We start from the raw sequence: 25,128 nt of genomic DNA, 5'->3' as shown, positions 1-25,128 counted from the left end.
ATGAATTACATACAACAAGCATATAAAGGACAGTTAGGAATGTGGAAATATTTAATTATTCCAATTCTATTTTTCGGTTTAATGGGTTTGAATTTTGTAGCAATGGTGGTGCTAGATTTAGATGTAGATAAAATTATTCAAACAGAAATTGAAAACAAAGGAGCAACTCGTTTTTTAATAGAAAGTTTAATTCCTTTTGCAATTGGTTTAGTTGCTGTTTTATTATGGACAAAATTTGTTCATCAACAATCTTTAACTTCTTTAACAACATCTAGAAAAAAGATAGACTGGAAAAGGGTATTCTTTGCCTTTTTTCTTTGGGGAATTATTACAACCGCCTTTTTAATGGTTGATTATTTTTTATCTCCAGAAAATTATCAATGGAATTTTAATTTGAATAAATTCTTGGTCTTATTGGTAATTGCAGTTTTGTTAATTCCACTACAAACAAGTTTTGAAGAATATCTTTTTAGAGGACATTTAATGCAAGGATTAGGTGTGATTACAAAAACAAGATGGTTTCCATTATTTTTTACGTCAATCGTTTTTGGTTTGTTACACATTGCAAATCCAGAAGTAAGTAAATTGGGGTATGAGCTGCTAATCTACTATATAGGAACAGGTTTTTTCTTAGGTATTTTAACGTTGATGGATGAAGGCTTGGAGTTAGCATTAGGTTTTCATGCTGCTAATAATTTATTTACGGCACTTTTAGTAACAGCAGATTGGACAGTTTTTCAAACAGATTCAGTACTAATTGATATGTCTGAACCAGCTTTAGGAGCAGATGTTTATGTGCCAGTTTTTGTGATTTTTCCTATTTTACTTTTCATTTTTGCTAAAAAATACAAATGGTCTAATTGGTCAGAAAAACTTTTTGGAAAGATTGAAAAACCTAATAATCTAACAGATAATTATAGAGTTTTAGAAGATAACAGTGCAGAATAAATTTCATTTACATTTTAAATTGAATGACAAATCATTTTCTTCGGAAATTGAATTATGTAATTATGCTAAAGAAATTTCTTTAGAATTGAGTCTTTTTTTAGAAGACTGGTTTAATGATAAAAAAAACATCATTGTAAAAACTTCTGGTTCTACAGGAAAACCAAAATCAATTCAATTGAGTAAAGAGCATATGGTAAATTCTGCAAAAGCCACAGGTTCTTATTTCAATTTAGGTGCATCTACAACTGCATTATTATGTTTACCCATAAACTATATTGCTGGCAAAATGATGTTGGTAAGAGCGTTAACTTTAGGTTGGCATTTAGATGTTATAGCTTCTAGTTCAAAACCTTTAGAAAACTTGAGTAAAACCTATGATTTTTCTGCAATGGTTCCTTTACAAGTAGAAAACTCATTGTCAAATTTAGAATTAATTAAAAAGTTAATTGTTGGTGGAGGAGTAATTTCTGCCTCATTACATCAAAAACTTCAAAATGTAAGTACTTCTGTTTTTGCTACTTATGGCATGACAGAAACCATTACTCATATTGCACTTAAGAAAATAAATGAAGTAGGGAGAGAGTCAACTTTAGCTTATAAGCAAAACTTTTATCAGTGCTTACCTAATGTTTCAATTTTTATAGATAATAGAAATTGTTTGGTAATTAAAGCTCCTTCAATCTCAGAAGAAATAATTTTTACCAATGATGTTGTTCAATTAGTTTCTAGTAATCAATTTGAATGGTTAGGTCGTTTTGACAATATCATAAACTCTGGAGGTATAAAGCTCAATCCAGAACAAATTGAAAATAAGCTCGCAAAATTAGTTTCAAACCGATTTTTTGTAGCTGGTGTAAAAGATCAAAAATTGGGTGAAAAATTAGTTTTGGTGGTTGAAGGTTCTGAACAACCTATGTTATTGGAAGAAATTAAAAACGCAAGAATTCTAGATAAATTCGAGATTCCTAAAAACATTTATTTCATTAGAAACTTTATTGAAACTGCTACAGGTAAAGTTCAAAGAACTAAATCAATTGATGTTTTACAGTTAGGTGTTTAATTCTGAAATAACAATTCTATTGTTAATTCATCTAAATAACCATCAGCTAATAAATCGTTTTTTTGCTCAAAGGCTTTAATGGCATTAAGCGTTTCAATTCTATAAACTCCATCTATTTGTATAGATTCCCCTTGATCAACTAACTTTTTTTGCACCTCATAAATAATGGCATTCTTTTCTCCATTATATAAATTGGTTTTGTTTTTAAATAACGATTTTATAAGCTCTGCATGCTTTTGGCTATTATAATCTTCTAAAGTAAGTCCATTCAACTCTAAATATTGAATTTCCTTATTTGTTTTGCCTTGTTCTTTTAGCTGCAATGAGTTATTTAATTTAGCTTCATAAAATTTTATCTCAGCTAATTTTTCAGTATACTTTTTAACGGCTTCAGTTGTCTCTATATCATCATCTTCAGGTGTTCTTACATCAATATCATTAACAGTCCACTGCAATTTTACATAGCTATTTAAGTCTTCTACAGCCTTATAATAATTATTTACAAATTCTTGATTGTAATAATTTACATCAATTTTTTGATCAGTGATATAATCAACATTTGGTGAGTGATATCTTTTGTAATCACTATATTCTCCATAGCCAATTACTGCAGCTATTATTAGAAGTAAAAAAATAATAATTTGTTTCATCAGTTTAAAGCTATACTTTTAAGTTTTAACAAATGTATTAAAAGTTTTTTAAGGAAATATTAAAGTTGAATAGCGTTAATATATTGTTTAAATAAGATAATTTAGTAATTCGTCTGTAATATCTTTGTAAATCAAAATAGTAGTAGTGTCAGCCAAAAAAAATAAGAAAAATAAATTTCGATATTTAAGAAGATTTCTAAGGGTTTTCTTGGGTGTTTTAGTTTTTCTATTTTTAATAGTTCTTTTCATTAGAAGTCCTTGGGGCCAAGACATTATTGTAAATAAAGCCACAAGTTACATTTCCAATAAAACCAATACTGTTGTAGAGATAGAAAAAGCTTTCATTACTTTTGATGGTGATTTGGAATTAGATGGCTTGTATTTAGAGGATAAAAAAGGAGACACTTTAGTTTATTCTAAATCATTAGAAGCCAATTTGCCAATTTGGGGTATAATTAATGGCTCTGCAATTGGTATAGATGCTGTAGAATGGACAGGTTTAAAAGCCAACATTATTAGAAAGGATACAATTTCTGGGTACAATTTTCAATTTCTAATAGATGCTTTTGCATCAGATACTAACTCAAATATTGCTCAAGATACTACAAATACATCACCTAATATTGTTATAGGAAGTCTTAATTTTTCTGATTTTGATATTGTTTATAATGATATTCCATTAGGAATTAAAAGCAGCTATAAAGTTGGTCAATTATCTACAGAAGTTCAAAAACTAGATGTTGACAATATGTTGTTTGAAACTGATAAAATTCTCTTATCAGATTCCAATATCGAATTTCAGCAGTTGCCAGTTTTATTGCCTTCTTCAGATGATGTTCCTTTGCCAAATCTTTATGCAGATTATATTGATGTTAAAAACACGCAGTTTTTATACGAAGATCGAGTAAACCAATTATCTGCAAATTTAGAATTAGAGGATTTTGAATCTGATGCACCAAGATTAAATCTAGAGGAATCCATTTTTGATATAAATTCCATCAGTCTTAAAAATTCTAAGGTTGTACTAAATCTTGCTGGTCAAAAAAATACTACAAAAACAACTAACTCAAATTTTGAATGGCCAAATGTTTCATTTAGTTTAGAAGAATTAAATCTGGAGAATAATGCAATTCAATATACTGCTAATGGTCAGAAAGTAAAAAAAGCAAAGTTTAATCCTAATGCAGTTTATTTAACTGAATTCAACTTGATAGCTAAAGATATTACCTATAAAGATGAAAAAGGAGGTATAGTGCTAAACAAGCTAAATTTTAAAGAGAGTTCAGGTTTAAATTTGGATCGACTAGAATTTGAAAGTACGTTTTCAGATAAAAAACTGGTTTTTAATAATTTCTATTTTGGTTTAGATTCAAGTAAAATGAAGGGTAATTTAAATATGAGTTATGCTTCAATTTCTAGTTTACTTAATAATCCAAAAAATGTGTCTGTATCTTTAAATTTACCAACTATTCAGTTAAATTTAAATCGACTTCTAAAGTTTCAGCCTTCATTAAAAGAGAACTCATATTTAAAAGAACTTAGCAAAAAAACAATAAGAGGTTCATTATTTGCTGCTGGATCTCTAAGTAATATCAATCTAGAGAATAGCAATATTAATTGGGGTAAAGACACCAATTTATTTATTGAAGGTACTATTTTAAATGCTACTAAGCCAAATGAACTAAAAGTAAACTTGCCAAGTTTAAAGGTAAATACAACAAGAACAGATCTACTGAAATTTGTAAACGAAACTGATTTAAGCATCAAATTACCAAAACAAATTACTATTGAAGGAGCTATTAATGGAGGCTTAGAAAATATAAATACAAATCTTACTCTAAATTCATCACAAGGTGCAATTGTTGTAATTGGTGCTTTTAAAAACAAAGAGATTATTGATTTTGACGCCAATATTCAAATAAAAGAGTATCAAATAAATCAGCTTTTACAAAATGATCAATTGGGTACTTTAAGTTTAAATTTACAAACTTCAGGTAGTGGAAATTCTCTAAATAATTTAGATGCTTCACTAAAGGCTACAGTTTCTAATTTCAACTATAATGATTATGCTATTAATGATGTAATTTTATCAGGAGAATTTAATAATGGTTTAGGTGAACTTTCCTCAAAATATAAAGATGATAATCTAAATTTCACATTAGATGCTCAAGTAAAGCTAGATAGTTCAAATACTGAAGCCAATATAGATTTAGATGTAATAGGTGCAGATTTAGGAGGTTTAGGTTTAATGCAAAGAAATATTAAAACTGGTATGGATATTTCTGCGAGTTTTAATGGAAATTTAGAAGCATATCAAGTAGATGCTAATGTAAAAAACGGAGTAGTTGTTTATGATAACAATACTTTTTTGTTAGGCCAAATTAAAGCGAATGGTTTTACGAATAAAGATACAACATCAGTTAGCATAGATAACAAAATGCTGAATTTAAAGTTAGAATCTAACTCAGATCCTCAAACTTTTGCTTCTTCTTTACAAAAACATATTGAAAGCTATTTTTATAGAAATGTTGTTTTAACTGACACAATTACAAATCCTGTAAATATTAAGTTTAGAGGTAAAATTTCTCAAACACCTTTATTAGAAGATGTTTTCTTAGTTAATTTAAAAGATATTGATACTATAGATATTGCACTAGATTTTAACCAGTTAGAAAGAAAATTAGACGCAGAAATTACTGCTCCACATATTAATTATAGTGGTAATGAGTTAGATAGTTTGGCTTTTACTATGAATACTGATAAGGACAGTTTTAATTTCGAATTAGGTTTTAAAGGGATAAATGCGAATCCTTTTAGAGTGCCACAAACAAACATTACAGGAAAACAGGTAAACAATGAACTTGCTTTAACTTTTAAAGGTTTTGATAAAGAACAAACATTAATGAATGTTGCTGCTAAAATTACAGGTTCTCGTGAACGATTAGTCTTTTCTGTAGATCCTAATAATTTAGTTTTAAATAAAGCAAATTGGAATATTCCTGCAAACAATAGCATGGTTTTCTCAGATAACAACCAACTAAGCTTTACCAATTTTAGAATAGATAAAGAAAATCAATCTATAGTCATAACAGACAATGCAGATAATATAGAAAAAACACACATTGCAGTTAACTATAAAAACTTTAAAATAAGCGAAGTTTTAAATTACCTAAATCCTGATAGGCAAATTGCAAATGGTATTTTAAACGGAACTTTTGTTTTAGAAGAACCATTTAGTGATACAGGGATTGTTGCAGATCTGCAAGTAGATAAATTTAAAATACTTAAAACAGATTTAGGGAAACTTGCTATTGATGCCAAATCTTTGGGAGGCAATCAGTATGATTTTAAGGCAAATTTAAAAGAAGGTGATATTAATTTAGATTTAACAGGAGGTTATTCAGTTGCCAATAATGATGCTAAATTAAATTTAGACATCAAATTAAATGAATTTAAAATGAAAGCACTAAACACGCTTTCTTTAGGTGAAATTAAAGAAACAGAAGGCAGTTTTTCTGGTGATTTTGAAGTTACAGGAACTGTTTCTAATCCAAAGTATACTGGTAATATCAACTTTAATAATGCAGATTTTACCATAACAAAATTAAATACCAAGTTTACTTTAAAAAACGAGAAATTACGTCTAGATAATGAAGGTTTATATCTATCTAAATTTACAGTTTTAGATGCTAAAAAAAATCCATTAACATTATCAGGTAAAATTTTAACTGAAAGTTTTATCAATCCAAAGTTTGATTTACAATTAAAAGCAAAAAACTTCAGATTGTTAAATGCTAAAAAAGAGGATAATCCTTCTCTTTACGGTTTAGCAACTTTTAATGCAAATGCAGATTTAACAGGCGATTTACAGATTCCAAAATTATCTGCTAACGTAACTTTAGGTTTAGATACAAATGTTACTTATGTTCTGCCATCAGCTTACGCAAGCGTAGAAAATAGAGATGATGTTGTTGTATTTGTAAATAGAGAAAATCCAGATGCAATTTTAACGCAAACAGAAGAACAGTCTGCAGTAATTACAGGCTTTGATATTTTTGCCAAGCTAAATGTTACTAAAGAAGCAGCTGTAACTGTGGTAATCAATGAAGATACAGGAGACAATTTTAAAGTTTCTGGAGATGGAGAATTTATATTCAATATGGTTCCAAATGGTAGGTTATCATTAACAGGGACTTATGAAATTGCAGACGGTCATTATGAACTAAACCTTTATGGGCTAGTAAACAGAAGATTTAATTTAGCTCCTGGAGGTAGAGTTTCTTGGTCTGGAGATCCTTTTGATGCTAGTTTAGATGTAAGTGCTATTTATAAAATAGAAACTACAGCATCACCTTTAATGGCTGCCCAAATTTCAGATGAAGATCCATCAGTAAAAAATAAATTTAAACAAGTATTACCTTTTAACGTATATCTAAATATTGATGGCGATTTATTACAGCCTAAAATTTCCTTTAATTTAGACATGCCAGAAGATGAGCAAGGAGCTGTTGGAGGTCAAGTTTATGGAAGAGTTCAACAAGTAAATCAGCAAGAAGAAGAATTAAATAAACAAGTTTTTTCTCTTTTGGTCTTAAATAGATTTTATCCAGATTCAGGTAGTGATGGAAGTTCAGGAGGTTTTGCAACTATTGCTAGAGATAATTTAAATGATGCAGTTTCTGGGCAGTTAAATGCGTTTTCAGATAAAATTTTAGGAAATTCTGGTATAGAATTAGACTTTGATTTAAACAGTTACACAGATTACCAAGGAACAGCAGCAACAGACAGAACTCAATTGGGTGTAACAGCCCAAAAGAAACTATTTAATGAACGATTAACAGTAAGAGTAGGTAGTGATGTTGATTTACAAGGAAGTAGTCAAACAGGGAATGAAACTCCATTAATTGGTAATGTTAGTTTAGAGTATAAATTATCAGAAGATGGTAGATATCGATTAAAAGGATTTAGAAAAAGTGAGTTCGAAAATGTGATTGATGGACAAACTATTGTAAATGGTATTGCACTTATTTTTACGCAAGAATTCAATCAGTTTAGAGAACTTTGGGATGCAATATTTAAAGGTCAAAATGATAAAGTAGAGAAGGATAAAGAATTGGCTGAAAGTAAGTTAAAAAAGAAAGAAAATAAAATAGACAATAGTATAGAAAAGAAAAAAAACTAGTCATTGAAAAAACTTATAAAAAATAGCATCTTAATTAGTGGTCTTGTTTTCATGTTATACTCATGTAGCATCAATAAATATATTCCTGATGGAGAACGTTTGTACACAGGAGCCACAATAGAAATAGATGCTGATTCTGCTGTGCCACAAGTTCCTCAACTAAAAGAAAATTTAAGGCAAGTTTTAAGACCAGAACCTAATTCTAAATTTTTAGGTGTTCATTTGGGTTTATACTATTATTATAAAAATCAAAAAGAGAAAACAAATTTTATAAACAGATGGTTATTTAAACAATTTGGAGAAGAGCCAGTTTATCAGTCTGATGTCGAAAATTTAGAAGTAGAAGATATTCTTTTAAACCGTTTAGAAAATAATGGATTCTTTTATAGCTCTGCAACATCTTCATTTACAGAAACCGAAAATAGAGCTTCTTTACTGTATCAACTAAAAATAAAAGAGCCTTATACTTTAGCAAATTATGAAGTAGATAGTTTTACAAAGCCAATTTTTAAGGATATTAAAAAGTTAAGTGCAACTTCTCCTTTCGAGAATGATATGCGTTTTGATTTAGGAAATTTAAAATTAGAAAGGCAACGTTTAGATAGTGAATTGAAAGATTTAGGGTATTATAATTTTAATAGCAATTTTTTAATTTTTGAGGCAGACACTAATCAATACAAGAATAAAAAGTTTGATCTTTTCTTGAAATTGAAAAAAGATGTACCCGAAAAAGCGATCATTCCATATAAAGTAAAAACCATAAATGTATATCCTAATTATAACTTAAGAGATTCAACTACAAGTGCCTCAAATAGGTTTGAAAAGAAAAATTATTATCAAAATGAAGAGTTTTTTAAACCAAAATATTTAGATGATTTCATCACTTTAGAAGAAGGGCAATATTACAACCCAGACAATTCTAAAAATACTGCAAGACGTTTATCTACAATAGGCGCATACAAGTATGTGAATATTCAGTACAAAGAATTAGATACATTAGCAGATGATAATGAAGGTGCTTTAGAGGCTAATATATTTCTGTCACCACTTACAAAACGTGCAATTCGTGCAGAACTGCAAGCTGTTACGAAATCTAATAATTTTGCAGGGCCTACATTAGGTTTGGTTTTTAGTAATAGAAATCTTTTTGGTGGAGGAGAAACCTTAAATATAAGTTCTAGTATTGGTTATGAAACTCAAGTTTCTTCTGGAGAGAATTCTGGTTTGAGTAGCTTAGAATTAGAGCTAAAAACAGAGTTAATTTTTCCTAGGGTTATTGCACCATTTTCTATTAACGAAGACTTTTTCGAATATTCTATTCCAAAAACTAAAACTAGCTTAAGTGCAACGTATTTAGATAGAAGTCAATTATATACTTTGTTATCTGGAACAGCGCTTTTTGGATATGTTTGGAATGCCAACAGATATATTACCTATGAAGTGAATCCTATTTCTTTAAATTATACAAGATTGTCTAATACCACTCCAGAATTCGATCAAATCTTGGCAGATAATCCATTTTTAGCAAGAAGTTTTGAGCAACAATTTATTTCTGGGTTAACATTTTCGTTTACTTATAATGAAATGTTGGCAGCAAAAAGAACACATCAATTCTTTTTTAATTCAACTTTAGATATTGCTGGTAATTCCATAAGTCTCTTAGGAAAAGAAACAACTGCTGGCCAGCCAAAAGAGTTTTTAGGTTTACAATATGCACAATATGCAAAAGCAGATTTCGATTTTAGATATCATTTTAATTTTGGAGATAATTATTCACAAACCATTGCAACTCGCTTATTTGCAGGTTATGGTTTGGCTTATGGTAATTCTGATGTTGTGCCTTTTGTAAAGCAATATTTTTCAGGAGGGCCTTATAGTGTAAGAGCATTTAATACACGTTCTTTAGGTCCAGGTACTTATACAGATGCTAATAACCAAAACAGCACTTCTTTTTTTGATAGAACAGGTAACATTAGATTAGAAGCAAATGTAGAATATCGTTTTCCTATTTATTCTTTCTTTAAAGGTGCTTTCTTTGTTGATGCTGGTAATGTTTGGAATTCAGAAGAAAACCCAGCATTTAATGGTAATGATAAGTTTACAAGTAACTTTTTGAGTGAATTAGGAATGGGAGCAGGCTTTGGATTACGAATAGACGTACAAGGTTTTGTAATTCGTTTTGATTTGGCAGCACCTTTTCATGACCCAGCTTTACCTGAAGGTGAACGTTTTGATTTTAGAGCAGATGAGCCAGTATTTAATTTTGCAATAGGCTATTCTTTCTAGTTTTAAAAACCACTAGAAACTTTATGAAGCTCGGTTTCATTAATAACACTAATGTTTTTACCTTTTATTTCTATGAATCCTTTTTTCTTAAACTCAGACAATAAACGTATTGCAGATTCTGTTGCTGTGCCAATTATGTTACCAATATCCTCTCTAGACAAATGGATATCTAAATAACCTTCATCTGTAGTTCCAAATTTAGTTTGTAGTTTTAAGAGTGTCTCTGCCAAACGTTGTTTTACACTTTTCTGAGCCATATCAACAATAAGATTGTCAGCATTTTTTAGTGAGTTTGCCATGTTTTTTAAAACATCCATGGTAAAATTTTGATTCTTTTCTAAATCTCTAATAATTTCACTTTTAGGAATAAAACAAACTTCTAAATCATCTAAAGCAACTGCATTTAAATTAGATACTTCTTCAGATATTAAGCTACGTTCTCCAATTAAATCGCCCTTTTTAATCAAGTTTACAATTTGATTTTTACCATTATCACTTATTTTAGAGACTTTACAAATACCATCTTTAATACAAAAAACACCATTTAAATGTTCGCCTTCTAAAAATAAAGGTTCACCTTTTTTAATAATTTTAGAAGTTTTACAAGCAGACATTCTTATTAATTCATCTTTAGAAAGATGTTTTAAAGAATTAAATTGACGAACAATGCACTGTTCACACTTACTCATAATTGGTTGATTGGTGGTTGAACAAATATATTTAAAAGATGACAAATATCATATTTTAAACTCAAGAGTTATCAGAAATTTGCTCTAGGCAAAAAGAGTAAATATGAATACTACACTATGTTATCATTGTGGAGATTCTTGTGAAAACACAACAATTAAATATGAAGAGAAGCATTTCTGTTGTAATGGTTGTATAACCGTTTATGAAATTTTTTCTGAAAATGATTTAACTTGTTACTATGATCTTCAAGAAAATCCTGGAGCTATACCTACAGAAATTGCAGGAAAGTATGATTTTTTAGAGAATAAAGAAATTCAAGATAAGCTATTAGAATTTAATGACGATCGCACACAAATTGTTACGTTATATATTCCACATATTCATTGTAGTTCTTGCATTTGGGTGCTAGAAAATTTGCATAAATTAAATGATAAAATCAACTCTTCTCAAGTAGATTTTCCTAAGAAAACTGTTCGAATTTCTTTTGATGCAGACCTTACTTCATTAAAAGAAATGGTTCTTTTATTAAGTACAATAGGTTATGAACCATATATTAGTTTAGAGGATTACGAATCTGGAAAGAAAAAAGTTGATCGAAGTTTAATTTATAAGTTAGGTATTGCTGGCTTCGCTTTTGGTAATGTAATGTTTTTATCATTTCCAGAATATTTTGAGGTAGATGGTTTTTGGCTAGAACAATATAAAAACATCTTTCGTTGGTTAATGTTTGCCTTTTCTTTACCTGTGGTTTTCTATGCTGCTAACGACTATTTTATTTCAGCTTATAAAGGTTTAAGATCAAAAATTTTAAATATTGATGTACCAATTGCTTTGGGTGTTACAGTACTTTTTATTAGAAGTTCTGTCGAAATTATTTTTGATTTAGGAACAGGTTTTTTCGATAGTTTAACTGGCTTAGTTTTCTTTTTGCTTTTGGGTAAATTCTTTCAGCAGAAAACATACAATTTTTTGTCCTTTGAAAGAGATTACAAATCTTACTTTCCAATTGCAGTTACACGAATTTTATCTGATAAAAAAGAGGAGAATGTACAGATTTATGATGTTAAGAAAGGCGATAGATTATTAATTAGACATCAAGAGTTAATTCCTGTAGATGGAATTTTAATAAACGGAAATGCACAAATAGACTACAGTTTTGTAACAGGAGAAGCAGAGCTTGTATCAAAAAAATCTGGAGATAAAATATTTGCAGGAGGTAAACAATTATCTGGAATTATAGAAATGGAAGTGTTGGCTTCAGTCTCTCAAAGTTACTTAACTCAGTTGTGGAGTAATGATGTTTTTAAGCATGATAAGACTTCTTCCTTTAAAACGCTCACAGATAAAATTAGTAAAAACTTTACCTTTATTGTGCTTTCAATTGCAATGCTTTCTACAATATTTTGGTTATTTGTAGATGCTAGTAAAGCATTGAATGTATTTACAGCAGTACTTATTATTGCATGTCCATGTGCAATAGCATTAGCAGCTCCATTTACATTAGGTAATTTATTGCGCATTTTTGGCAAGCAAAAATTCTATTTAAAAAATGCAACAGTTATAGAACAATTAGCAAGTATAGATTATATTATTTTTGATAAAACAGGAACCTTGACCACAAGTAAGGAAAGTAAAATTTCTTATGAAGGAGCTTCTTTAAGTAATGATGATAAAATTGCCATAAAAAGTAGTTTACGAGCATCTAATCATCCTTTAAGTAGAACATTGTATAAATCTTTTAATGATATTGAAACTATTCAATTAGATTCATTTAATGAGGTTTTAGGTAGGGGAATAGAAACAAAATATCTAAACAAAGAACTTAAAATTGGTTCAGCATCTTTTGTAAATTGTTTAAACAATTCTTCTTCTTTTGATACTTCTGTTCATATAAGTATTGATAATAGTTATAAGGGTAAGTTTCGTTTTAAAAATTCTTATAGATCTGGAGTGCAACCAATATTCAATGAATTTAAAAAAGATTATTCTTTAGCAGTTGTTTCTGGAGATAATGAAGGAGAACAAAAGCATTTGTCAGATTATCTACCAAAAGAAACCACATTTTTATTCAATCAAAAACCAGATGACAAATTACAATTTGTAGAATATCAACAAAAATCTGGTAGTACTGTAGCTATGATAGGTGATGGTTTAAACGATGCAGGAGCTCTGGCACAAAGTAATGTGGGTATTGCTCTGTCAGAAAATATTAATGTGTTTTCTCCTGCTTGTGATGCTATTTTAGATGCTACCCAATTTAATAAACTATCTCAGTTTTTTATGGCTTCAAAAAGAGCAGTAACTATTATTAAATACTGTTTTGCATTATCGCTTTTATATAATATAGTAGGTCTATATTTTGCTGTTACAGGTCAATTAATGCCAGTAATTGCTGCAATATTAATGCCTTTAAGCTCCATAAGTATTGTTGTCTTTACTACCATATCAACCAACATATTAGGTAAAAAATTAAATTAAAAATGAAAAATCTAATTCAAAAATATAATGTTCCAGGGCCAAGATATACAAGTTATCCAACTGTTCCTTATTGGAATAATGAGACCTTTTCTAAGGATAAATGGATAAAGTCTTTTCAACATTCATTTATAGAAAGCAATCAAAAAGAAGGAATTAGTTTGTACATTCATCTGCCATTTTGCGAAAATTTATGTACGTTTTGTGCTTGCCACAAGCATATTACAAAAAGACATGAGGTAGAAGAGGAGTATATTTCATCGGTTCTAAAAGAATGGAAGTTGTACTTAAATTTAGTAGAGGAAACTCCCATTATTAAAGAGTTGCATTTGGGAGGTGGAACACCAACTTTTTTTTCGAAAGAGAATTTAGAATTATTAATTAATGGTCTTTTATTAAATGCTATAAAGCATAAAGATGCAGAATTTAGTTTTGAAGGTCATCCAAGTAACACAACAAAAGAGCAATTACAAACATTGTATAATTGTGGATTTAGAAGGGTAAGTTATGGAGTTCAAGATTATAATGAAAACGTTCAGAAAGCCATTCATAGAATACAATCGTTTAACGAAGTAAAACAAGTTACAGATTGGGCTAGAGAAATTGGCTATACCTCTGTAAGTCATGATTTAATTTTTGGGTTACCACATCAAACTAAAGAAAATGTAATTTATACTATTAATAAAACTAAAGAATTAAAACCAGATAGAATTTCTTTTTATAGTTATGCACATGTACCTTGGGTAAAAGGAGTAGGGCAGAGAGGTTTTAATGAAAAGGACTTACCTAAAGATGAATATAAAAGAGAACTTTATGAAATAGGTAAACAATTATTTGCAAATTTAGGTTATGAAGAAATTGGTATGGATCACTTTGCTTTAAAGAGTGATTCGTTATACAAAGCCACTCAAGAAAAAACCTTGCACAGAAATTTTATGGGGTATACCTCAAATAAAACTCAACTAATGATTGGTTTAGGTATGTCTGCTATATCTGACTCTTGGTATGGTTTTTCACAAAATGTAAAGACAGTTAAAGAATATCAAAGGTTGGTAAGTTTGGGAGAACTCCCAGTATTTAGAGGGCATATTTTAAATGAAGAAGATCAAATTATAAGACAACACATTTTAAATTTGATGTGTCATTTTACTACTTCTTGGAGTTCTGAAGATATGAGAATTTCTAATATTGATTTACACCTAAATCAATTAAAAGACTTGTTGGATGATAATTTAGTGCAATTAAAAAATGATACAATTTATATTCCTGAACATGCAAGACCTTTTGTAAGAAATATATGTATGGCTTTTGATAAAAAGTTGCTAAAATTAAAATCCGACCAAAAAACCTTCTCTTTAACCATTTAGGACAAACCTTGTGTAAACCTACTGAATTAACTATATTTATGTAATTATTAATTGAAATACCCCTAACAAAATGAAAAATCAAAAGTCATTACCCCAAAGCATTACTTCAAAAATTATAAGTTTAAGTGATACTAGTTTAAAATTATTTATTCTATCACTAAGTGTAGTTTTTTTATTTGAAAGTTTGTTTTAGAATTGTTGTATTTGTGTAAAAAGCTAATAGTCAATATTTTATGTTATATTTCGATATAACTCAGCCATTATTTCATGATGAGAACTATTGAAATTGAAAACTTTTTCGTAGAATAAAATTAAAAAAAAATTAAATATTTTTTTGGTAGTATAATTATTTATTCTATTTTTAATTCATATTATTAACTTAAATAGTCCCCCACACTATGAAAAATCGTAAGATTGCAGATTTAAGAAGTACTTCAGAAACTCTTAGATTAGGAGATGCTAGTTTAAAATTATTAATTTTAACGGTAAGTATTATCTTTATGGTTGAGAGCTTAATCAACTTTTAAAAATCGATCCACTAAGCAAGATGCATATTTTAGAAATTTTAAACATTTCTGAAATATGCTTTTTAATTTTAGCTTCTATTTTATTATTTAAATAATCAAAGATTTTTGTATTCTATTGATAATTTTTTGCTACATAAAATTTAGATATTTTTCTTAAAGAGTTACAGTTATGTTCCAATCGAATAATTAAGTTTAAGAATCAATTTTCAAGCTGATGCTGAAATCTAAAAGTTTTTCGACTATTTTTTTGTTGATTTTTACTGTTTTTTTTAAAATAATTAATTATAAAAATAATTTTGCTTCAGTAATAATTTTTAATAGCCCCCACTATGGAAAACTCTAAAATTAAGGATTTAAGATTTACAGCAGAAAAATTAAAACTAAGAGATGCAAGTTTCAAATTGTTAATTTTAACTGTAAGCATAATATTTTTAATTGAGACATTAGTCAATTAAAATAATCCTTACCAAAGTCAAAAAAAGCATACTAAAAAAATAAAACTTTTAGTATGCTTTATTTATTTCTATAATTTTTTGAAACCTGATAATTATCATGTTTTAAAATAATTACGCAAAGTACTTTTGATGTATCAAATTATCAGGCAAGATATGAGCGTAATATATTTACTACTTACTCTAAGTATTTTAGTGGCAATTGTATTCTTTATTGCATTTATTTATTCAGTTAAGAAAGGTCAGTATGATGATTCGTACACACCTTCTGTTCGAATTTTGTTTGATGATGAATTGGTAAAAGAAACTAAAAAAATCAACTAAAATTAAATTCAATTATGAAGATGCAACAGTTTTATTACGATAATAAAATCGTTAAAAAATTCATCTATGCTACCCTTTTCTGGGGAATTATTGGCTTTTCTGTAGGATTACTATTGGCATTTATGTTTTTATTTCCAAACGTTACAGATGGTATTTCTTGGCTAAGTTTTGGGCGTTTAAGACCTCTACATACAAATGCTGTAATTTTTGCATTTGTTGGTAATGCCATTTATGCAGGTGTCTATTATTCTTTACAACGTTTGTTAAAAGCTAGAATGGCGAGTAACTTTCTAAGTAATTTTAACTTTTGGGGTTGGCAATTAATTATAGTTGCAGCAGCTATTACATTACCCTTAGGTTATACAAGTTCTAAAGAATATGCAGAATTAGAATGGCCAATAGATATTATGATAGCTTTGGTTTGGGTGGCTTTTGGGGTTAACATGATTTGGACAATTCTTAAAAGAAGACAACGCCATTTGTATGTGGCAATTTGGTTTTATCTAGGAACCTTTGTTACAGTTGCAGTATTACATATATTTAATAGTTTAGCATTACCAGTAGGTTTTTTAAAAAGTTACTCAGTTTATGCTGGTGTTCAAGATGCACTTGTTCAATGGTGGTATGGTCATAATGCAGTAGCATTTTTCTTAACTACACCATTTTTAGGTTTAATGTATTACTTTGTACCTAAAGCAGCTAATAGACCTGTTTATTCTTATCGATTATCTATAGTTCACTTCTGGTCTTTAATCTTTATTTACATTTGGGCTGGTCCTCACCATTTATTATATACTTCATTACCAAATTGGGCTCAAAATTTAGGAGTTGCATTTTCTGTAATGTTAATAGCTCCTTCTTGGGGAGGTATGATTAATGGACTGTTAACATTAAGAGGAGCTTGGGATAAAGTAAGAACAGATCCTGTTTTAAAATTTATGGTAGTCGCTATTACTGGTTATGGAATGGCAACTTTTGAAGGACCTATGTTATCGCTTAAAAATGTAAATGCAATCGCCCATTTTTCTGATTGGATTATTGCTCACGTTCATGTTGGTGCTTTAGCTTGGAATGGTTTCTTCACATTTGGAATGTTGTATTGGATGATTCCTAGAATTTTCAAAACTACTTTATATTCAAAAGCGTTAGCAAACTTCCATTTTTGGATAGGAACATTAGGTATCATTTTATATGCATTACCAATGTATGTTGCAGGTTTTGTGCAAGCTTCTATGTGGAAACAGTTTAATCCTGATGGATCTTTAACTTATGGTAATTTCTTAGAAACATTGAATGAAATCATTCCTATGTATTGGATGCGTGCAATTGGTGGTTCTATGTACATACTTGGTGCTATTGTAATGTTGTACAATGTTGTTAGAACTGTAAAAGCAGGTAGCAAAGTTCAAGACGAATTAGCAGAAGCTGCACCTTTAACCAAAGTATCTAAATATAGAACTAAAGGCGAAGGTTATCATACTTGGTTAGAGAGAAAACCAATAAAACTTACAATTTATGCAACTGTAGCTATATTAATTGGTGGTGTTGTTCAGATTATTCCAACCTTATTGGTAAAGTCTAACATACCAACTATAAGTAGCGTAAAACCTTATACACCCTTAGAATTAGAAGGTAGAGATTTATACATCAGAGAAGGTTGTGTTGGTTGTCATTCACAAATGATTAGGCCTTTTAGAAGCGAGGTAGAAAGATATGGAGAATACTCTAAGGCAGGTGAATTTGTATACGATCATCCATTTTTATGGGGAAGTAAAAGGACAGGTCCAGATTTACATAGAATTGGTGCAAAATATTCTGATAGTTGGCATTTGAATCATTTTTATGATCCTCAAAGTACTTCACCAGGTTCAATTATGCCTTCTTACAAATGGTTAATTAATAATGAATTAGATAAATCTAACACCGAAAATAAAATGAAAGCTATGGTTAGTTTAGGTGTGCCATATTCTAACGAAGAAATTGCAAATGCCCAGCAATTAATGGACGAGCAAGGAAAGCAGATAGAAGAAAACCTTTATCAAGATCCAGATTTTGCAAGAAGTTATTTAGAAGACAAAAAGTATGCAAAAGACAATAATGAACCATTTATTGAAATGAAAGATAGAGAGTTAGTAGCCATTATTGCATACATACAAAGATTGGGTACAGACATTAAAGTAAAAGAAGAACAAAAAATCACCAAAAAATAAGATTATGCTAAAATTTGTAAAAAACCATATGGAAAGTATTACTGGCATAGAAATCTATCCATTAATATCATTAGTAATATTCTTTACCTTTTTTGTAGCACTTTTTTGGTGGGTAATTACTGCCAAGAAAGAATACATTCAAAGAGTAAGCAACATTCCTTTAGATTAATTATAAAAATGTAAATGATGAAAAAAAAGATTCAATCAATAATTTATATAATTTTTGTTTTAACTACATTTTTTGCATTAGTTAAAGCGTTTATAGCATATAAAAATCCGCTTAATTTTTTCGAAAATCCTTTAGTTTGGTTTGCTTTAATTGGTTTTGTATTAGTTATTACTTTAAAAGAACTTGTTAATTATTTAGCCACAAAGAAAGCTACAGAATTAATAAATGAAAAAGAAGGTATTATACCTGAAGATCCTAATCTTTGGATTAAGAAGTTAATGGCAAAATGGACTAGAGCTAAAGCAATAGAGGAAGAAGAGAGCATTGTTCTAGATCATAATTATGATGGTATTCAAGAATTAGACAATTCGCTTCCTCCTTGGTGGGTTTATATGTTTTATGCTACAATTCTATTTGCAGTTGTTTATTTAGTTCGTTTTGAAGTTATGGGTGGTGCAACTCCAGAAATGGAATATCAAGAAGCTGTGGCTCAAGCTAAGATGCAAGTAAATAAATTTAAAGAAACAACTCCAGATTTAATTACAGCAGAAACAGTAGAACTATTAACAGATGCAAGCTCTTTAAAAAGAGGTAAAGCCGTTTTTAATTTAAATTGTGCTTCTTGTCATTTAGCTGATGGAGGAGGAGCAATTGGGCCTAACTTAACAGATGAATATTGGATTTTAGGAGGAGGAGTTAAAAATGTATTTGCAACATTGGTTAATGGAGGTAGAGATGGTAAAGGTATGATTTCATGGAAAAATACCTTAAAGCCATCAGATATGGAAAAAGTAGCCAGTTATGTAATTTCATTACAAGGTACAACTCCAGAAAAGGCAAAAGCACCTCAAGGAGAAAAATGGATAGAAGAATAGTAATAATGTGTTAGTTTTTTAGTTAGTATGGAAACACCTGAGAACGAAAAATTTAGAGATAGTATTGGAACCATCAATAAAGAAGGAAAGCGTTCTTGGGTATTTCCTAAAAAGCCAAGTGGAAAGTTCTATAAGTATAGAAGTTATGTAAGTTACTTTTTACTTGCGTTTTTATTATCTGCACCTTTCATCAAAATTAATGGGAATCAATTTTTACTTTTTAATGTTTTAGAAAGAAGGTTTAACATTTTTAGTTTTCCTTTTTGGCCACAAGATTTTTATTTGCTTGTTATTTCTATGATAACAGGTGTTGTATTTGTAATATTATTTACAGTGGTTTTTGGTAGATTATTCTGTGGATGGATTTGTCCACAAACCATTTTCTTAGAAATGGTATTTAGAAAAATTGAATATTGGATAGATGGTGATAGAGGAAAACAGATTCGATTAGACAAACAACCATGGAATGCAGAAAAGATTAGAAAGCGATTGTTAAAATGGTTTGTCTTTTTTGTAATATCTTTTATAATAGCTAATGTGTTTTTAGCTTATTTAATTGGTGGAGATACAGTAATTAATTACATCACAGGTAATCCTTTAGATAATATAAATACACTTATTTCTTTAATTATTTTTACTTGTGTTTTTTATTTTGTTTTTGCTTGGTTTAGAGAGCAAGTATGCATAATTGCCTGTCCTTATGGACGTTTGCAAGGTGTTTTGTTAGATAACAAAACCATTAATGTTGCTTACGATTACAAAAGAGGTGAAAGAGATTTAGGACGATCTAAATTCAAAAAAAATGAAGATAGAGCTACTTTAGGCAAAGGAGATTGTATTGATTGTAAACAGTGTGTAGTTGTTTGTCCTACAGGTATTGATATTAGAAATGGAACACAACTAGAGTGTGTAAATTGCACTGCATGTATAGATGAATGTGATCATATAATGGAGAGTGTTAACCTTCCAAAAGGCTTAATACGTTATGCAAGTGAAGAAAATATTACCAAGAAAAAACCTTTTGAGTTTACTGCTAGAATGAAAGGGTATTCTGCTGTATTATTTATTCTAACAGGTATTTTAGTAGGAATGCTTTTTCTAAGAAATAATGTCGAAGCAAGAATTTTAAGACTTCCAGGGCAATTATATCAACAGAAAGAAAATAATATTATTAGTAATGTATACACTTATAAAGTGATTAATAAAACAACAAGAGATATAGAAAATGTGAGTTATAAAATTTTATCTCATAAAGGAACAATAAAATTAGTGTCTAATCAAAACTTTAGCATTCCAAAGCAAGGGCTAGCAGAAGGAACTTTATTCATAGAAATAAATAAATCTGTTTTAAAGGATGATAATGTAGATATAGAAATTGGTGTTTTTACAAATGATGAATTACTAGAAACTACAACAACCAACTTCTTAGGACCAAGAACGTATAAATAAAAGAATATGAAATTAAACTGGGGTACAGGTATTGTAATTACAATCATAGCTTTTATAGCATTCATAATGTATTTTGTAATTACAATGAGCACAGATCATACATACAGTCATGATTTGGTTACAGAAAAATATTATCAAAAAGAATTACAGTATCAAGAAGAAATTGATGCAGAGAAAAATTTAAATAAACTAACCTCTAAAGTTACTGTGCAAAGAACGGATAAAGGTTTAAAAATTGAGCTTCCAAAAGAATTTAAAAATAAAAATATAGAAGGTAAAGTGTTCCTATATAGACCATCTAATAAACAGTTAGATTTTGATATTCCTATTTCAACTTCTAATACATATTTGCTCGTGCCTGAACAACGTTTAGTAGATGGTCGCTGGAACATTATTGTTTTTTGGACATATAAAAATAAACCTTACTTGTTTAAAAATGAAATTGTTTACTAATGTTAATATCAGCGCTTTTATTTGGTTTATTAGGTAGTTTTCACTGCATAGGCATGTGTGGTCCAATCGCATTTATGTTACCTATTGATAGAGCAAACCAAACCAAAGCTTTTTTTCAAATTTTAAGTTATCATTCAGGTAGAATATTCACTTATGCTTTAATTGGTTTATTATTTGGATTTTTAGGTAAAGGGTTTTACTTGTTTGGTTTTCAGCAACAAATATCAATAGTTGTTGGAGTTTTAATGATTGTTTTAATTATTTTTCCTAGGTTGTTAAATAAACTGTCTTTGTCTAAAAAAGTGAGTCATCTTATTCTTAAGATAAAAGGAGCATTAGGTAAAGAGTTAAAAAAGAAAGGCAATGATACCTTTTTCACCCTTGGTTTTTTAAACGGATTTTTACCTTGTGGATTGGTGTATATGGCATTATTTGGTGCAATAACAACCTCAAGCCCTTTTTACGGAAGTATTTATATGATGCTATTTGGTTTAGGTACAATCCCTTTAATGACAATTTTTGTATATTTAGGAAACTTTACTAAAAATGGTTTTCGTAAAAAAATACAAAAGGTAATTCCAGTAATGGTTGTATTTATAGGAGTTTTGTTTATTGTTAGAGGCTTAGGCTTGGGTATTCCATATCTATCACCAAAACCTATGTTGCAAGATGCTTTAACTACTATTTCTGGTTGTCATTAGATAAAAACCATTCGTCTATACTTATTGGTTTTTCATCTATATTTTTTTTTAATTAAACCGCAGTAAAGTTCCCTTGATAAAGTTTAAATTACTTTTGGGAAATTAAACAAAGGTTAAATGCGTAAAGAAAAATTAAAAGTACTTTTAGTAGAAGATGATAGAATAGAGGTTTTAAAATTGCAACGCTCTATTGCTAAAGATTTAGATAATTATGAGTTAACTCTAGCTACTAATGGTAAAGAAGCATTTGAAAGAATAGAAGAAGACATGCCAAATCTTATTTTGTTAGACTTAAATATGCCAGATACTAATGGTATTGAGTTTATGCAAATAATGAAGGGTAGAGATGAACTTTTGCATATTCCTGTAATTATATTAACTACTTCTAATAATGAAAGAGATATACATGAATGTTATAAATTAGGAATAGCTGGTTATGTAATTAAACCTTTAAAATACGAAGATTACGAAGCAAAAATTAAGGCGATATTTAGATATTGGAGCTTAAATGAATTTTTAAACTATTAACTATGAAAGGAATTGTATTTACTGAATTTTTAGATCTTGTAGAAGATAAATTTGGTATGGAAATGGTAGACTCAATTATTGAGGCTTCAGAATTAGAATCAGAAGGAGTATACACGTCTATTGGGACTTATAATTTCTCAGAAATGCTTTCTCTTTTAAGCAACTTAAGCGAACGTACTAACATTACTATTGATGATTTGTTATTGGTTTATGGAGAACATTTTTTTTCAGTTATAGAAAGAAGTTATATAGGATTGGTAGACACGTATAATGACCCGATAGAAATGTTGGCTTCAATAGAAAACCATATTCATGTCGAAGTTCGAAAAATTTATCCAGAAGCAGAGTTACCAACTTTTATTGTAGAAGAAAAATCTAAAGATTTACTAATAATGGTATACAAATCAAGCAGGGCAATGTATTATTTTGGCTTAGGTTTAATGAATAGAACATTCAAACATTTTAATACCACAGCAGAAATTACTTTAGAAAAGATTGCAGAAGATGGAACAGAAGTAAGATTTATTATTCGTAGAAATTAGTGAGTAAAGAAAAAGAAGAAATATTAACAAGAGCATTAAATAGGCAAAAAAAAGCTAGGTTACAAGCAGAAAAAATCCTCGAAGATAAATCTCGTGAACTTTACAACACATCTATTGAATTAAAAGAGGTAAATGCTAAACTAGAAAGTCTTTTAGATGAAAAAAACTCTCAATTACAAGGTGTTTTTGAGAATATTAATGATGCTTACCTTGTAATGGACTTAGAAGGTAATGTCATTAAAATGAATGATGTTGCTGAGAATTTCTTTGGTTTTAACTTAGAAAAAGAAAAGGTAAATGTCGTAGATTTAATCTATAATGAAGATTACACCTATGCAATGACTTCATTTGCAGAGCTAACCGAAAAAGGTAGATTTGCAGATTATAATGCAAGAATTATTACCCAAACAAACGATGTTAAGTGGGTAAATATTAATGCTAGTATTATTTTTGACAAAGACAATAATCCTATAGCAGCCCAAGGAATTATAAGAGATGTTACTGCACAAAGAGAAAAACAATACGTTTTAGACTTAATAAATGATACAGCCAAATCCATTTTAGGAAAAGAGGATGTTAATGAAATATCTTGGGAAATTACCAATAAAATCACCAATTATTTAAAGACAGACAATTGTGTAGTTTATCTATTAGATAATGAAAATCAATTTTTAGAACCGATTGCTGCTTATCATGTAAATAAATTAAATGATAGAAGAAAGGTAGCTTTAGGAGAAGGAATTATAGGTGCTGTTGCAGCCTCTTCTATTTCAGAAATTATTCATGATACCAGTTTAGATTCAAGATATATTTCTATAGATAAGGACAGACTTTCAGAAATTTCTGTTCCAATTATTAATGATAAAAAGGTAATTGGCGTAATTGATGCCAAGCATGCACAAAAGAATTACTTTCATCAAGAGCATATAAAAACATTAGAAAGTATAGCCAATTTAGTGGCTATGCAACTTAAAAGTGCCTTAAATTTAAGAGAACGCAAAAAAGCTGAGAGAGATAATGCAGAGCTATTATCTAAATTAGAAAAAAGTAATGAAGAGTTAAAAGAATATGCTCACATTGTATCTCATGATTTAAAATCACCATTAAGAAGTATATCTGCCTTAACATCTTGGATTAAGATGGATAACATGCAACATTTTAATAAAGACAGTCTTCAGAACTTTGATGATATAGACATCACTTTAGAAAAAATGGAAACATTAATTTCTGATGTTTTAAAATTTTCTAGTTTAGATTCTAAGGTTGATGAAGAGCAGGAAGTAGATTTAGATGTTTTGGTAAAAGAAGTTATTCATATGCTTTACATACCTATTAACATAACAATAGATGTTAAAGATACATTACCAAAAATTAAAGGTGATAAAATAAAATTTCAGCAGCTTTTTCAGAATTTAATTGGCAATGCCATTAAATTTAATGATAAAGACAATGGCTTTATTCATATTAATGTAGAAGAACAGAAATCGTTCTATAAATTTACCATTAAAGATAATGGTATTGGAATTGAGAAAAAGAATTTCGATAAAATTTTCAAAATTTTTCAATCATTAAAGAAATCTGAAAATTCAAGTGGAATTGGTTTGTCTATAGTTAAAAAAATTGTCGATATTTATAAAGGTGAAATTTGGTTAGAATCTGAAATTAATGAAGGTACCACATTTCATTTCACTTTAAAAAAATAGCTTTGGAAACTCCCAATTTTAAGATTATAGACCAATATGCACAAGGTGATGATTCTGTTAAACAAATGATGTTAGACATTATTAAAGAAGAATTTCCTGAAGAAAAAGAGAAATACTACACTCATTTAAAGGCAAAAGAGGCTAAAGAAACACAAGAGTCTGTGCACAAACTTAAGCACAAAATAAGTGTTTTAGGTTTAGAGCAAAGTTATGAAATTGCAAATGCTTATGAAAAAGATTTGCTAAAAGGTAGTTTTGATTTACAAGATAAATTCAATCAAATTTTAGACACAATTACTACATTTATAGACGCTTTATAAGAGAAATATTTATAATTTTATTTCACTTATAGCTAGCAGTTTAAATCTTCTAGATTACAGGCTATATAACAGTTATAGCCTGTAATTTAGCTTTTTAAACTAACTTTAATTTTTGCTAATTTACCATTCGTCGACACTAATTTGTAGTTAACCTACACTACAATTAGAGAAAACCGAAATTATAAAATATACACTCTTCTTACGCTTAAATTTGTGG

Annotated in this window: 20 protein-coding genes; 18 read left to right on the top strand and 2 right to left on the bottom strand. The window is 29.0% G+C overall.

The genetic code is table 11. The features are described from left to right. Positions 1-948 (top strand): CPBP family intramembrane glutamic endopeptidase, encoded by a 948-nt coding sequence (locus tag LPB302_RS03480; RefSeq protein ID WP_053974942.1) that lies wholly within the window; start codon positions 1-3, stop codon positions 946-948. Further along, positions 938-2,008 carry an AMP-binding protein gene (locus LPB302_RS03475; RefSeq protein WP_340780793.1) on the top strand — a complete coding sequence of 357 codons (1,071 nt, stop codon included), beginning with the start codon at positions 938-940 and terminating at the stop codon, positions 2,006-2,008. The genes LPB302_RS03480 and LPB302_RS03475 overlap by 11 nt, the downstream gene beginning before the upstream one ends. On the opposite strand, the gene LPB302_RS03470 is transcribed toward LPB302_RS03475, so the two are convergent. Next, positions 2,005-2,658 (bottom strand): peptidoglycan-binding domain-containing protein, encoded by a 654-nt coding sequence (locus tag LPB302_RS03470; protein ID WP_053974940.1) that lies wholly within the window; start codon positions 2,656-2,658, stop codon positions 2,005-2,007. The two genes, LPB302_RS03475 and LPB302_RS03470, sit on opposite strands and share 4 nt — an antisense overlap. Before the next feature lie 145 nt (positions 2,659-2,803). Between LPB302_RS03470 and LPB302_RS03465 the strand changes: the two genes are divergently transcribed. Continuing rightward, positions 2,804-7,840: a translocation/assembly module TamB domain-containing protein gene (locus tag LPB302_RS03465; protein WP_053974939.1), complete on the top strand. Its 5,037-nt coding sequence runs from the start codon at positions 2,804-2,806 to the stop codon at positions 7,838-7,840. A gap of 3 nt (positions 7,841-7,843) precedes the next feature. Continuing rightward, positions 7,844-10,126, top strand: a complete 2,283-nt coding sequence (tamL, locus tag LPB302_RS03460) for a translocation and assembly module lipoprotein TamL (protein WP_479724828.1) — start codon at positions 7,844-7,846, stop codon at positions 10,124-10,126. 2 nt (positions 10,127-10,128) lie between these two features. Here the strand turns inward: tamL and LPB302_RS03455 are convergent, their stop codons facing one another. Next, positions 10,129-10,815 (bottom strand): Crp/Fnr family transcriptional regulator, encoded by a 687-nt coding sequence (locus tag LPB302_RS03455; RefSeq protein ID WP_053974937.1) that lies wholly within the window; start codon positions 10,813-10,815, stop codon positions 10,129-10,131. A 103-nt stretch (positions 10,816-10,918) separates the two neighbouring features. On the opposite strand from LPB302_RS03455, the gene LPB302_RS03450 reads away from it, so the two are divergent. From LPB302_RS03450 to LPB302_RS03385, 14 genes are all read left to right on the top strand, one after another. Continuing rightward, positions 10,919-13,294, top strand: coding sequence for a heavy metal translocating P-type ATPase (locus LPB302_RS03450; protein ID WP_053974936.1), 2,376 nt, complete (start codon positions 10,919-10,921; stop codon positions 13,292-13,294). A gap of 2 nt (positions 13,295-13,296) precedes the next feature. After that, a complete protein-coding gene (gene hemN, locus LPB302_RS03445; protein ID WP_197273159.1) occupies positions 13,297-14,658 on the top strand; it encodes an oxygen-independent coproporphyrinogen III oxidase in 1,362 nt (453 codons plus the stop codon). Between the two features lie 398 nt (positions 14,659-15,056). Next, positions 15,057-15,185 (top strand): hypothetical protein, encoded by a 129-nt coding sequence (locus tag LPB302_RS03440; RefSeq protein WP_255164374.1) that lies wholly within the window; start codon positions 15,057-15,059, stop codon positions 15,183-15,185. A gap of 608 nt (positions 15,186-15,793) precedes the next feature. Then, the gene (ccoS, locus tag LPB302_RS03435; RefSeq protein WP_041383825.1) at positions 15,794-15,961 is read left to right on the top strand and encodes a cbb3-type cytochrome oxidase assembly protein CcoS; all 168 of its coding nucleotides are present in this window, start codon (positions 15,794-15,796) and stop codon (positions 15,959-15,961) included. Positions 15,962-15,975: 14 nt separating this feature from the next. Further along, a complete protein-coding gene (ccoN, locus tag LPB302_RS03430) occupies positions 15,976-18,171 on the top strand; it encodes a cytochrome-c oxidase, cbb3-type subunit I (RefSeq protein WP_053974934.1) in 2,196 nt (731 codons plus the stop codon). Positions 18,172-18,175: 4 nt separating this feature from the next. Next, on the top strand, positions 18,176-18,340 hold the full coding sequence (locus LPB302_RS03425) for a hypothetical protein (protein WP_015480409.1): 165 nt from the start codon (positions 18,176-18,178) through the stop codon (positions 18,338-18,340). A 17-nt stretch (positions 18,341-18,357) separates the two neighbouring features. Beyond that, a complete protein-coding gene (locus tag LPB302_RS03420; protein WP_053974933.1) occupies positions 18,358-19,215 on the top strand; it encodes a cbb3-type cytochrome c oxidase N-terminal domain-containing protein in 858 nt (285 codons plus the stop codon). A 27-nt stretch (positions 19,216-19,242) separates the two neighbouring features. Further along, entirely contained in the window at positions 19,243-20,664 is a 1,422-nt protein-coding gene (gene ccoG, locus LPB302_RS03415; RefSeq protein WP_053974932.1) for a cytochrome c oxidase accessory protein CcoG, read from the top strand. 6 nt (positions 20,665-20,670) lie between these two features. Next, positions 20,671-21,117, top strand: a complete 447-nt coding sequence (locus tag LPB302_RS03410; protein ID WP_053974931.1) for a FixH family protein — start codon at positions 20,671-20,673, stop codon at positions 21,115-21,117. Continuing rightward, a complete protein-coding gene (locus LPB302_RS03405) occupies positions 21,117-21,818 on the top strand; it encodes a sulfite exporter TauE/SafE family protein (protein ID WP_053974930.1) in 702 nt (233 codons plus the stop codon). The genes LPB302_RS03410 and LPB302_RS03405 overlap by 1 nt, the downstream gene beginning before the upstream one ends. 117 nt (positions 21,819-21,935) lie before the next feature. After that, positions 21,936-22,346, top strand: coding sequence for a response regulator (locus LPB302_RS03400; protein ID WP_053974929.1), 411 nt, complete (start codon positions 21,936-21,938; stop codon positions 22,344-22,346). Positions 22,347-22,348: 2 nt separating this feature from the next. Further along, positions 22,349-22,888 (top strand): heme NO-binding domain-containing protein, encoded by a 540-nt coding sequence (locus LPB302_RS03395; RefSeq protein ID WP_053974928.1) that lies wholly within the window; start codon positions 22,349-22,351, stop codon positions 22,886-22,888. Next, positions 22,888-24,591, top strand: coding sequence for a PAS domain-containing sensor histidine kinase (locus LPB302_RS03390; RefSeq protein WP_053974927.1), 1,704 nt, complete (start codon positions 22,888-22,890; stop codon positions 24,589-24,591). The genes LPB302_RS03395 and LPB302_RS03390 overlap by 1 nt, the downstream gene beginning before the upstream one ends. 2 nt (positions 24,592-24,593) lie before the next feature. Continuing rightward, the gene (locus LPB302_RS03385) at positions 24,594-24,911 is read left to right on the top strand and encodes a histidine kinase (RefSeq protein ID WP_053974926.1); all 318 of its coding nucleotides are present in this window, start codon (positions 24,594-24,596) and stop codon (positions 24,909-24,911) included. The last annotated feature ends 217 nt before the right edge of the window (positions 24,912-25,128 follow it).

Origin of the sequence: Polaribacter dokdonensis (assembly GCF_024362345.1) — a bacterium.
Lineage (GTDB): Bacteria > Bacteroidota > Bacteroidia > Flavobacteriales > Flavobacteriaceae > Polaribacter > Polaribacter dokdonensis.
The sequence above is the reverse complement of the archived record's forward strand: the minus strand, read 5'-3'. Positions and strand labels throughout refer to the sequence as shown.